10 protein-coding genes and 1 pseudogene are annotated in these 12491 nt (G+C 52.5%); 3 read left to right on the forward strand and 8 right to left on the reverse strand.

The annotated features are described in order from the left end of the window. Window positions 1–861 precede the first annotated feature (861 nt). Entirely contained in the window at window positions 862–1467 is a 606-nt protein-coding gene (locus tag JWJ90_RS21335) for a VPLPA-CTERM sorting domain-containing protein (protein WP_205229248.1), read from the forward strand. Between the two features lie 333 nt (window positions 1468–1800). On the opposite strand, the gene JWJ90_RS21340 is transcribed toward JWJ90_RS21335, so the two are convergent. The 7 genes from JWJ90_RS21340 to nifE all read right to left on the reverse strand — a co-directional run bounded on the left by JWJ90_RS21340 (window position 1801) and on the right by nifE (window position 9665). Further along, window positions 1801–2265, reverse strand: a complete 465-nt coding sequence (locus JWJ90_RS21340) for an ArsC/Spx/MgsR family protein (protein WP_205229249.1) — start codon at window positions 2263–2265, stop codon at window positions 1801–1803. Further along, on the reverse strand, window positions 2262–3287 hold the full coding sequence (locus JWJ90_RS21345; protein WP_205229250.1) for an ATP-binding cassette domain-containing protein: 1026 nt from the start codon (window positions 3285–3287) through the stop codon (window positions 2262–2264). The genes JWJ90_RS21340 and JWJ90_RS21345 overlap by 4 nt, the downstream gene beginning before the upstream one ends. A 12-nt stretch (window positions 3288–3299) precedes the next feature. Then, on the reverse strand, window positions 3300–3989 hold the full coding sequence (locus JWJ90_RS21350; RefSeq protein ID WP_205229251.1) for a GTP-binding protein: 690 nt from the start codon (window positions 3987–3989) through the stop codon (window positions 3300–3302). Then, a complete protein-coding gene (locus JWJ90_RS21355) occupies window positions 3989–5209 on the reverse strand; it encodes an ABC transporter substrate-binding protein (RefSeq protein WP_205229252.1) in 1221 nt (406 codons plus the stop codon). Before JWJ90_RS21355 ends, JWJ90_RS21350 begins: the two co-directional genes overlap by 1 nt. A 379-nt stretch (window positions 5210–5588) precedes the next feature. Further along, a complete protein-coding gene (nifB, locus tag JWJ90_RS21360) occupies window positions 5589–6866 on the reverse strand; it encodes a nitrogenase cofactor biosynthesis protein NifB (RefSeq protein ID WP_205229253.1) in 1278 nt (425 codons plus the stop codon). 23 nt (window positions 6867–6889) lie between these two features. Then, the gene (locus JWJ90_RS21365; protein WP_205229254.1) at window positions 6890–8275 is read right to left on the reverse strand and encodes a nitrogenase component 1; all 1386 of its coding nucleotides are present in this window, start codon (window positions 8273–8275) and stop codon (window positions 6890–6892) included. A gap of 31 nt (window positions 8276–8306) precedes the next feature. After that, window positions 8307–9665, reverse strand: coding sequence for a nitrogenase iron-molybdenum cofactor biosynthesis protein NifE (gene nifE, locus JWJ90_RS21370; protein WP_205229255.1), 1359 nt, complete (start codon window positions 9663–9665; stop codon window positions 8307–8309). A gap of 476 nt (window positions 9666–10141) precedes the next feature. Between nifE and JWJ90_RS21375 the strand changes: the two genes are divergently transcribed. Continuing rightward, window positions 10142–10504, forward strand: coding sequence for a response regulator (locus JWJ90_RS21375; protein ID WP_205229256.1), 363 nt, complete (start codon window positions 10142–10144; stop codon window positions 10502–10504). 51 nt (window positions 10505–10555) lie between these two features. Further along, entirely contained in the window at window positions 10556–12313 is a 1758-nt protein-coding gene (gene pabB, locus JWJ90_RS21380) for an aminodeoxychorismate synthase component I (RefSeq protein WP_205229257.1), read from the forward strand. A gap of 29 nt (window positions 12314–12342) precedes the next feature. Here the strand turns inward: pabB and JWJ90_RS21385 are convergent. Next, a pseudogene (locus tag JWJ90_RS21385) lies at window positions 12343–12491 on the reverse strand (IS1595 family transposase); the annotation flags it as partial.

Raw genomic sequence — 12491 nt, forward strand, 5'->3', positions numbered from 1 at the left:
GCAACTCAAACCGATTTCCCGGTTACTGCGGTGCAGGTCATGTTTGAGGCGTAACACCTCTCGTATTTTGCGCATAGATACCCTCTTGCCCGGCATGAACCCCTCCTTGATTATTTCTTTGAAGAAAGGGTTCTATACCATCTGGTTCTATGCGTCGTTACGCTCCGAAAATGGTGACCGGAATGGTCTGGAATCAGTGACCGGGATCGAATGGAATCGATGGCCGGAATGAAATGGAATCACCGGCCGGGATCAAATGGAATGGCTGGCCGGGATCGTCTGGAATTCGCAGATGCTCGTGATATTTTCTTTCCCCACTATTTTTTTATAAAAATAACGAAAATAAAGAAATGCATTCGCTGCACCTTGAACAGACAAATAATACCTGTCCAGAGTTGGCTTTGCTGGGATTCTTCCCGTTATTGCAAAGAGTGGAAAAAGGGGAAGGGCATGCGGCAGCAAAGGATACTGGGCCTCTGAAGAAGAGGGGCTGGATATATCCTCCAATGACCGGAGGCGGCAGGACTCAGACATCCTGCTTTTTTGCCGGTGCATTTAAACGGCGTGTTTTTTTTTGCAGGTCGTTATTCTGAAACAGAATAATGGCGGTTTGCCTCTTGGCTCAAGCGGGGAATGTGATTCGGCGAGCAGGCTTGCTTGCCAGCCCTGTCTGCTACGGATAGCAAATAGAGAAAAGTAAAGAAGGCAGTTTGAAAGGTCAGCAGAGCAAAGTCCCAACGAAATGTGGCCACCAAAGATATCGCAAGGTTGCAGGCTGCGTACCCGATTGTTGATATCTGGCTTTTTACCGGTGTAGCCAATATAGGCTATGCCTAGTCTCATCTTCAAAGGAGTGGAAAAATGAAATCACGGAAATTAAAAACCAAAACGTCTCTCTGCAAGATTGCCGGAGCCCTACTTGTTGTCGGCTTGTGGATCGGTTCCCCCCTTCAATCGTATGCCAGCTCGTCTGACTATAGCATCACCTTTACCGATGGTACGACTGGAGAAACTGGAACTGGGAGCTTTTCTTGGAATGCAGACACCCAAGCTATGACCGGATTAACGGTTTCGTTTCAAGGATGGGAGGGAAGTGTCTCCGATGCAGGGCTTGCAACTTCATATAAAAGCTGGGATGAGGAGGCCACCTATGGGCGCTTCTTCTACAATGTATTAACGGATCCTTTAGGCTATCTCTATTCGCAGGGGAGTAACGATCAGCCATTGAATGGCAGCTCCAGGTCGCTCACTTCATCAAGTGGTGCCCTGGAAGGGGAGTTGACCTGGATTTCTTTAGGCGCTGAATTGGATGCCGATAAGCTGGGGGCCACGACGACCTATTGTCTCAATACACAATCATGGGGTATTGCCACAGCCGCTCCTGTGCCGGTTCCCTCAACCTCTGTTTTGCTCTTTACCAGCTTGGCAGCTTTGGGATTGTGTGGCAGAAGAAGGAGAGATTCGTAAGAGATCCTGAAGAATGTTCTTTGTGGAAAAAAAACGAGAATAAAGGTTAAAGCCGCATAGCTGGCTTCAATTGTAAAATTCTGCAAATTGCAACTTGAAGCATCACGTCGTTTGGGCTCTGGGGTGTCTTGAATAATTAGATTTTTCAATCAAGGCCAAGGATTGCGCAAAATTTTACCGCAGGCATATAACTGATATTCCGAGAATAAAATTTTAAGCATGACGCAGGGATTGGCAGAAAAAGCAATTATTCAAGATTCCCTCTGGATAGAGGCACGGCGATGTGATGCTTTTTGAGCAAGCTGGCATCGTTTGTATAGGGCGGAGTTAGCCTTAACCCAGCACCGGCAAAGTCCGCGGCTGGTCGCAGCTGATTCCAGCAGCATCACCCGGACAGCCCTCAAGGTCCACTCCTTCAAGCAGGTTGAGTCGCGGACTTGCCTTGCAGCTCACTCCAATGCGTTCCAGCTCATCAATATTAAAGCCCACCAGACGAATCGAACCAATCTCCATGAGCGGGCGACGAATGAGAATTGGGTCGGCCAGCATGGCATCAAGCGCCTCATCCTCATCCATTGCATTGATATCCACTTCGCCCTTTTTTACTTGAGGTGCCAGATGATTAAACCACTGCGGGACCGGAAGCGCGCCAAAAAATGAACGCAGCTCATCGCGGTCAAAGGGAAATTCGAGCAGGTTCTCTATAATAAGTCGGTGGCCGCTGGAGAGGAGAATAGCTTTTTGTCGTGCATTGCCGGTGCACTGGGGCTTTTCAAAAAAGCGAATGGTGGCAGTCATGGCGTCTTCCTCCGTACTGCTTCAAAGGGGATGGGTGCTAGCCGTTCACCGTGACGCAGTTGGTGTCGGATGGCAGCATGGATGTCATCAAGTACTTCAAGATCGGTGAGTATCGCTTCCTCCTCAGGAGTCCGCTCATGCAGGGAGTGCATGGCACCATGACGCATGCAGAGGCGGCGGGGGGCCAGCAGGGCCAACAGAGGATCGTGGGTTGCTGAGAGGACGATTTTTTCCTGGGAGATTAGCAGGTTGAAGGCGGCGCGCCGATCAATGCCCGCATTCTCGATTTCATCAATGAGCACAATGGGCGAGCGGCAGACCAGGGCCGTATCCGCCACCATCAAGGCCCTTGTCTGGCCGCCGCTGAGACTGGTCAGCGGGGTCGTGCCGCCAAAGGGCTCACCTGAGAGTTCGTTGGCAGCAGTGATGGTCTCCTTGACCAGGGCCGTGTTCATGCCTCGGCTTTCCACATGCAGGCTCAACAGTTCTTCCACTGTTGCATCCAGCACGAAAGACATGGTCTGGGAGAGCTGGGCAATCAACTGGTCACCGCCGGTGGAAAAACGTTTGTCTGCCGCGCTCTGTCCATCCACCAATATCTGTCGGCCACTAGGGGTATCGCCTGTGGCCAGCCACTCGATATCTGCCAGCAATCGACTTTTCCCCGCACCCGTGGGGCCGACGATGGCCAGCAGGTCACCCCGCCCAAGAAGAAGACGATCAACACTCTCCGCCTGACCAGATTTATCGCGGCCTGCGATGATTTCTACCTGGTGCAGCGAGTTGGTCGTGCCCAGCAGGGCCTGCAGATCCGTGATACGTTCCATCACGATGGCTAGAAAAGAGTCAGCCGACTGCTGCCGTAGGCTGGCCCACTGTTCCAGCTTGGAGCCTAGTGTCGCCTCCTCATCGGGGTCAAATTCAATGCCTACCTCCAGTAAGGCAGATTCAAGCAGAGGGTACTCGACAAGGAGTGTGGCCAGGCTGGTTTGCGCCAGTATTTCGGGAGTAAGTTGCTGCACGTTTTTCTTATCTTATTCTATGTTGAGCTTGCGGTATTGGCCTATTTGGTAATCGGTGCCGACGCGGGTTTCCCCCAGACAGTAGGAGCAGAGAGCCGCTGGCATGGGGAAGCGAAGCCGCAGGTCTGCAAGCGAGCCTGTCATCACCGGTGCCTGGAGAAACATCTGCGCAAGGGCGTGTGATCCCTGACCGGAACGACCGTTGACTTGAATGATGCGTGCCCGGGGGGCCACACCCTGCACCCGGTAAGCAAAAACCTCACGTTCCGCCTGGGAGACAATATCCCCCTTGGTGATCACTACCACATCGGCCAGTTTAAGCATGGGGCCTATTTTTTTGGGTGTGTGCAGCCCGCTGACATTATCCAGAATGCAGACGGCCAGAGATCCCTTGATATGCGGAGAGCAGCGGTTGCAGAGGCCTGCGCTCTCGATCACGGTCATGCTCAGGTCTTGTTTTTCCGACCACTCAAGGACTCGGTCGATGTTGCTCACAAAATAATGGTCCGGACAGAGCACGCCGGAGAGCCCTTTTTTAACGGCAATGCCCGCCTGCTGATAGATGGCATCGTCATCCGTGACCAGGCAGTCAAATTTCACTACACCTGCCCTGGCCCCCTGGGCGTTGAGTGCCTCAAAGGTTTTGATGAGAACCGAGGTCTTGCCACTTGAGGGGGGACCGGCAACAGTAATCAGCTGCATCAACCGCCTCCGGTTCGCAGGTACTCTTTGGTGAATGTTGCACCGATCTCGCTTTTCACCTGCTCCAAATCATTGGTGTAGATAAAATCCCAGCCAATCCAAAAGAGCTTTTTGCCCTCGGGTAGATTCGGCACCACCTCGGGGTGGGGCGAAGGGAAAAAGTTATCGCTGCAGTGCTGGTGCAGGGAGCGGCTCATGAGAAAGTCCACCACCGTGGATAATGCTTCACGCTTCTCCTTTTTGACCAGCAACTGCACCGGGCTGATAAAGGCCCCTTCCTCTGGAAAGAGAATGTCAATGCGTTCTTTGGCTTTGATTTTATGGGCAAAAAACCAAGGCATAATGAAAAAGGGCGGACAATTATCCGACCGCGTGTCAATCATCTTGACCATCTGCGAAGGGTGCATGCCATCGCAGACGCTGGCCGCCAGTTTGGGGATGGCTTCGCTACCAAAGAGGCGGTAAAAGGGAACGAGAACACCTGAGCAGAAGAAGTCTTCCTGTCCTCGCATGATGATGGATTTGTTGTACTTTTCTTCTAACAGATCCTGCCAGGCCTTGGGGGCTTCCAGTTCCGGACGCACATCTTTGACATGCACAAGCACCAGGGCATTGCCGCAGAACATGGTGTAATGACCTCGTGGATCGGCAAAGTCAACGTCTTGCATATGCGGAGCCATGGGCCCGTTAACGCTGACAAAATGGCCTGGTTCCACAAAGCGCTCTACAAATCGGTGGTGGTAGAAGGCATTGATATCGGAGCTGAGGATAAGATCTGGCAGCTCGTCCACGGACTCTACAGAGTCGATGTACGGATAATAGGAGAGTTCGTGGTTGACGTTGCCCTCGGCCAGGTAGGCAAGTGGGGTCTTGTTTGCCGCCAGTTCCTCGGCAAAGGACTGAAGCGCATTATTGAGCGAAACCTTCAAGCCGCAGGGGAGTAGTGCAAGCAGGGTGGGCTGGGCGGTATGAATATCCGCTGCCGTGGTTGGAGTGGGGCTCTCACTGGTGACTACGGCGGTGTTGATGCGATCAAGAAAAGTATCCGCGTCAATATTTTTGAATTTGAGCAGGGTGCGGAGTTTGAGAAAGGGACCAAGTTTTTCCTGCACCTGGGGACTGTCGAAATCGTGAAAGCCAAAGCTCTGGAACACCGGCAAGCTCTGCGGGTAGCTGTCCAGACATTCTTTCACCGAGAGGTCGAGGTTGATGGGTGCCATAGGGGTGTTTCCAATTACATTAGGGTGTCTTGAATAATTAGATTTTTCAATCAAGGCCAGATAAGCGCAGACTTCGAGGATTGCGCAAAATTTTACCGCAGGCATATACATAATATCGGAGTCTTCGCTTACCTCCGAGGATAAAATTTTAAGCATGACGAGGTAAGCGCCAGACTCCGCGGGATTGGCGGAAAAAGCAATTATTCAAGGTTCCCATTACTTTAAGTGAGTATGCAGCCCTCTGTTGAGGAGGCAGAGGGCTCTTCAATTATTGAATAGGAATACAATAAAAATGGGGCACCAGTCAACAGGGCCAGCTCTGTGCCGGCCCGGACTTCGTGCCCCAGCGGCGGGTGGTGCGGCTGATGAGGGGGATCAATCAGCCGCAACCATTCCCGCCACCTGCGCAGGCACCTTTTGAAGAACATTTTCGCATACGGCCCTGAAGCTGGCTTAAGCCGCGTCCGGTGTAGACCGCCTCCAGGCCGCGTTCGATAAAGCCGGCCATGGTCACAGGCTGGACACCTTTTTTCTTCAAGATCTCTTTGGGGGAGTCTCCCAGATCGTTGACCAGAACAGCCCGGCAATCGGAGAGGAGGCGACTGATGTTATGCCAACGCTGACTTCCGCCACCGGTCGCTGGTGCAGGACGTTCCTCCACAACCTGATAGCCGCCCTGGCCGTCCTCGCCCCAGATCTGGAATCGGGTGGCTTCGCCCAGATGCTGATTAACCAGAACACCCTCCAGAGTTGCCACTGCGACATAGGGCCGAACCGTCTCTTTTGGTTTGGGCAGCTGTGAGCAGGAGCTGAGGCAACCGCGGAACTCCTCTGTTTTATCATTATCGAGCAAGCCCACTGCATCCGCGCGGCAGCGAGCGCAGTGGCGCATCTGCGGCACATACTCTTCTGCCTCCTTGCGGACGCGATTCATCATTTCTTTACTGGGTTCTTCCAGATGCTCAAAGGCTGTGTCTGCATTGGGGATCATGGCGATACAGTTATGCAGGTCAACGCCCAGTTCCTTCAACCTGGCAGCAAGCACCGGAATGTGGTGGTCGTTGACTCCGGGGATGATAATGGTGTTGACCTTGACCGTGATCCCATGTTGCTTAAGTGACTCGATGGCCTGCAACTGGCGGGCAAGGAGTAACTCCGCCCCCTGTTTGCCTCGATAGAGCACTTTGCCATCCCGGACCCAGGCATAGATATGCTGGGAAATTTCCGTATCAACCGCGTTGAGGGTGATTGTCACATGGGAGATGCCGAGCTCGGCCAGCTCTGGAACATAGGGAGCCAGGTTCATACCGTTTGTCGAGAGGCAGAGGATCGTCTCCGGATGGTCTCTTTTGATAAGACGCATGGTCCCGAGTGTCTCTTCCGGATTGGCAAAGGGGTCACCGGGCCCGGCAATACCGGCCACCGAAATACGCGGCTCTTTTTCCAGGACCTTGTCCATGTACACCCGGGCCTGTTCCGGGCTCAGCAGGGTTGAGGTGACACCCGGACGTGACTCGTTAACACAATCGTACTTCCGATTACAGTAGTTGCACTGGATGTTGCATTTGGGGGCAACCGGCAGATGCACTCGCCCATATTTACCTTTTGCTTTGACATTATAGCAGGGGTGTTTTTCGAAATTTTTTTCGTTTGACATATCTGGGGCTCCTTTGCTGTGCATCACATATAGAAATAGCCGACCGGGGAATCGTTCTGTTTTTTCTCGATCAGTCTGTTGGTCACGGTGTCGAAGAGCTGCTGTGCCCCTGCATAACCGAGATGAAGGATCCGTTGACCGCCAACCCGGTCATGGATGGGAAAGCCGACCCGAATGAGCGGGATATTGAGTTTCTTTGCCAGAGGGAAACCTTTGGAATGGCCGACGACCAAATCGATCTCCAGTTGTTCTGCCATCTCGTTGATATCGTAGAAGTCTACGTCCTCAAAGACCTGGGGCTGTTCAGCCAAGGTGTCGCCAGTGACGGCGGCAATAGCCTTTTTCAATTTTCCCGAGGTGCCTCCGGAGGCGCAGAGAACGGGATGAATACCTATTTCGGTGAGGAATGAAGCCATGCCGACCACCAGATCCTCTTCGCCATAGATCACTGCCCGTTTGCCGGAAATGTATTTGTGACCGTCAACATAGGCGTCAATCAGGCGGCCGCGTTGTTTGACGTATTTCTCCGGAGTCGGCCGACCGCTGAGTTCCTCAAGCAGGTTGAAGAATATATCGGTTTCACGGATGCCGATCGGCATGCCGATTTGGCTTTGAGGAACGCTGAATTTTTCTCTGAGCACATCGCCACCGGATTTCATCGCACCGAGTGTCCCGCCGCATTCGATCGTGGCCTTGGCGCGGCCCATGGCTTTGATTTTTTCTATGGGAGTGCCACCTGACTGGATTTCTTCGTATTCTAGCAGGGCCGGGCCATCCATGGTCTCGCTGAGATCAGGTAACAGGGTATAGTCGAGGCCAAAATCGCCCAGAATTTCGTGGAGCAGGCGATAATCGGCTGAACTGACGAAACCGGGAAGGATATTGACGGTGTCATTGCGCGGCCCGCCTTCGCTCAACTGGGCCACCACCTCACGGATCGCGGCATGGAATCCTTCCATATGGGTGCCGCCGTAGCTGGGAGTGGAAACATTGACAAAGGTCGGCAAGCCCACAGATCCCTTGGTGTTTTCTGCAAACTGATGGAGGTACATGCCCACATCGTCACCGATGGTCTCTGTGAGGCAGGTGGTAGCGATACCGATAATTTCCGGACGGTACTTCTCCGCCACATTGGTCAGGCCCAGTTTGAGATTGGGGCCGCCACCATAGACCGCATGTTTTTCGGACAGGGAGGATGAGGCGATGTCGATCGGCTCGTTATAGTGGCTGATGATGTAGCGCCGCATGTAGGTGGCACAGCCCTGTGAGCCGTGCAGATAGGGGACTGCCCCTTCAATGCCCTTGAAGGCCAGGCAGGCGCCGAGCGGTTTGCACAGTTTGCAGGCGTTGGTTGTGGAGAGGTAGTTGGGTTTCTTCGGTTTGCTGAAGGTGGGCGGATTTTTACTCATGATTGTCTCCTTGCGCGTTTAAAGCTTGCATTCAACAGGACGGTTTAGCGCTATTATTGCGCGGGACAAACTGCCAGACCGGGCTCATGACCGAGGCGTGGACCTCTTTAGCAAAGTTGAGCATGCCCTCGAAACCGGCAAGGGCCTCTTTCCGTTCATGGTTATGGTCGCAAAATCCAATGCCGAGCTTATAGGCAATGGGGCGTTCTTTGACGCCGCCGATGAAAACATCCACCTTCTTTTGCTTGAGAATGTTGATCAACTCCAAAGGGTTGGCATCATCAATGATAACCGTGCCGGGATCAACGATCGCCTCCAGTTCGGCATAGTCATCTTTGGTGCCTGTCTGGGAGCCCACCAGAGCTACCTGCATATCGAGCAGGCGCAGAGACTTGACCAGAGAAAAGGCCTTGAATGAGCCCCCCACATAGATGGCTGCCTTTTTACCGGCCATGGCTTTGCGGTAGGGTTCCAGGTCCACAGCTAGCTTTTTGACCTCTTCTTCGACCAGCTTCTTGGTTCGTTCCATAATCTCTGGATCTTTGAAGAAACGGGCGATGTCGTAGAGGGCCTCGGCCATGTCTTCAATGCCGAGGTAGGAGACGCGAAGCGATGGAATGCCGTATTTCTCTTCCATCATATTGGCAAGTTCCATGGTGGACCCGGAACACTGGACCACGTTGAGGGCTGCGCCATGGGCTTTTTGAATATCAGCGACACGGCCGTCTCCGGTGATGTTGGCCACCACCTCGACGCCCATGCGTTTATAGTAATCGCGGATCGTCCACAGCTCTCCGGCCAGGTTGAAGTCGCCCAGGATGTTGAGCGAGTATTGAGAAATTTTGGAGGTGTCACCGGTGCCGATCAGGCGAAAAAGGGCATCACAGGCAGCCTTGTAGCCAGCACGCTTGTTCCCTTTGAATCCTTCGGATTTGACCGGGATGACGGGTATCCCGCATTCCTCCGAGGCCTTTTTGCAAACCGCATCCAAATCATCACCGATAATACCGACGATGCAGGTGGAGTAGACAAAGGCAGCCTTCGGACTGTGGCGGGCGATCAACTCGCGCAGGGCTGCGGCGAGTTTCTTTTCACCGCCGAATATGACATCTGTTTCCTGGAGATCAGTGGAAAAGGAGAGGCGGTGCAACTCCGGACCCGAAGATAGGGCACCACGAATATCCCAGGTGTAGACCGCACAGCCAATCGGACCGTGCACCAGGTGAATCGCGTCGGCGATGGGATAGAGGACAACACGTGAGCCGCAGAACACGCAGGCTCGCTGGCTGACTGCTCCCGCCAGGCTGTCCTTATTACAGACGATATCAAAGGGTTTGTCGCCTTTGACGAAAATTTGATTTTCTCTATCTTTTAATGCTACTGCTTCCATGAGTTCCCCCTCATTTGTAAACATCTCTTTGTTGGCTAACCTAAGGCAAACCATGTGCCAAACGGTCGTGTTTGGTAAAAATTGAATGAAAACAATTAATTGACTGCTGCGGTAGCGTTTTGCCATGATGACAAGAATGGGATGGTCAATGTTTCAAGTTCTACATTTTTGAAATAAACATTCCATTTTGTAGGGGTTACCTACAAGAGGTTGGCGCAAGGGATCATAGAGGGGAGATGGCTGAATGGAAGAGCAGGGGAGAGGCGGAAAAGGGTTGCGGCTCAAGGGTTTTGGGGGAGGGAAGAGACGGAACAGATTTATGAATGGCGTGTGTATGTAACTCTTTGCAAATAAAGGGAAAAATAAAATGGAATCTTCTTGACCTAAAAGAGAAAGTCTGCCATTAGTAGACAGTGTAGGCTTCCTTTTTCCAGTTGAACGTAATTATTATAATAAAAACATGAAACACTGGGGATATGGCAAAAAAAATTCTGATCGTTGAGGACGAAAAGCTCATTGGCTTGATGCTGGCCGAAAACGTTAAAGAACTCGGTTGCCAGGTCACCGGAGTTGTCACTAATGGCAAGGCAGCATTGCATGCCGTTGAAATGGAGCCTCCGGATGCAATCCTCATGGACATCAGTCTCGATGGTGTCATGAGTGGCATTGAAACCGCCCGCCGTATCAAATCCGTCCGCGATATTCCGGTGCTGTTTTTTACAGGCTACCAGGATCCCCACCTTCTTTCCCAGGCTGACGCTGTTCATCCGGTAGGGATTGTCGATAAACTTGACACCACGGAAAATATTCAGCAGGCCATCTCCTCGCTCTTGTGTTAAAACCTGAATCAGTGACTACCCACTTCCAAGGATTCAGAGTTTTGTTTGTACATGATGAGTGTGAGAATTCCCCAGAAATATTCTGTTGTGCTTCACGATGCCCGGGCCAAAACCTGGCGTATATTAAGGAACCCCATCCAGATTGTCTCAACTACACGCCCTGATCATGTTGTCGCCTGTCTGCAACAGGTAGAGGCAACGGTTCTGAAGCAGGGGCTGATTGCGGCTGGTTTTCTGTCCTATGAGGCTGCCTCGGCCTTTGATACGGCACTCTGCGTGCAAAGCGATGAAACGGGTTTTCCTCTTCTCTGGTTTGGGTTGTACGAGCGGTGGTCAACTTTTTCGCTTGAAGCCAAAGCGGCAGATCCGGTCATGGTGCCTTGGCGGGCAAATGTCAGCGAGGAAGAATATCAACGTTGCCTGAGGCGGGTGCAGAATTACATAAGCGCCGGCGATACCTACCAGGTGAATTACAGCTATCGCCTTCAGGCCGATTTCACCGGCGAAGGTTGGCCATTGTTCGTCAATCTTGCCACCCAGCACCAGCCAGAGTTTGGTGCGTATCTCAACCTCGATAATTGGGAGTTGCTGTCCCTTTCACCTGAGCAGTTTTTTTCCAGACAAGGGAGCAAGCTCTGCTCTCTTCCCATGAAAGGAACCATGGCCCGAGGCTTGAGCTTTGCTGACGATCAGGAGCAAGGCAAGCGCTTGCAAGCCTGCATGAAAAACAGGGCTGAAAATGTGATGATTGTTGATATGGTGCGCAACGATCTTGGCAGAATCGCCCAACCTGGGTCGGTGCGGGTGGAGGAACTGTTTGCGCTGCGTCGGTATCCATCCCTGTGGCAGATGGTTTCAACGGTCAGTGGTGAGGTGAATGCCTCGATGGCAGAAGTCTTCGCTGCTCTCTTTCCGGCTGCTTCCATCACCGGCGCTCCCAAGGCAAGAACCATGGAGTTGATTGCCGAACTCGAAACCACCCCCCGTCGAATCTATACCGGGAGTATTGGCTTTATCCACCCCGATGGACACGCTCAGTTCAATGTAGCCATTCGTACCCTGTTGTATGACCAAACATGCAAACAACTGGAATATGGGGTTGGCGGCGGGATTGTCGCTGACTCATCCATTGGAGCGGAATGGCAGGAGACCCGGGTGAAAAGTCTGGCCTGTCAGCCGGTGGAGCCTGAGTTTTCGCTCATTGAGACCATGCGCTGGACAGCTCAGGAGGGGATTTTTCTGCTTGAGCTTCACCTGCAGCGACTGCAGAGTTCTGCCCTGTATTTTGATTATCCGTTCAAGCGGAAAGAGATGCACGATCTCCTGCTAGAGGCAACCAATGCCTGCACGGACGATTGCTCCATGCTTCGTCTGCTGCTGCAAAGAAACGGAGAGGTGCAGATTGAAACCCGTCCTCTTCCCCCAAAGGTCTTGGGGCCAGCGCGGCTCGTACTTGCTCGAGAGGCTGTCGACCAAAACAATCGATTTCTCTACCACAAGACTACTCGGCGTGAGGTCTACACCCAGGCACGGGCAGCAGCTCCTCCAGAGGCAGATGATGTGCTGCTTTTTAACCGGCAGGGTGAGTTGACCGAAACGACCATCGCCAACCTGGTGGTGACTCTCCAGGGCGAGCGATACACACCTCCTGTCTGTTGTGGACTTTTAGCGGGAACCTATCGCCAATACCTGCTGGAGAGCGAGCTTATCTCTGAACGTCGCTTGCAGATCAATGATCTGCGTGAGGCTGAAGCCATAACCCTCATCAATAGTGTTCGGGGCGAACGTTTAGCTGTTTACCAGAGCTGAGTCACTTGCAAGAATAAATTTTTATGGTTCTAAACTATTTTCAGTTGTTTTCCCGGAGCATGGGCAAGGCATGCGTTCAGTAAACGCATTGGAAGCTCATGTTCCCAAAAACGACGATTAAATCGATAACAGAATTCGCTAACGTACTCTTGAAGATATTGACCGCTGACTCCATGAA

It is taken from the genome of Desulfobulbus rhabdoformis (assembly GCF_016919065.1).
GTDB classification, from domain to species: domain Bacteria; phylum Desulfobacterota; class Desulfobulbia; order Desulfobulbales; family Desulfobulbaceae; genus Desulfobulbus; species Desulfobulbus rhabdoformis.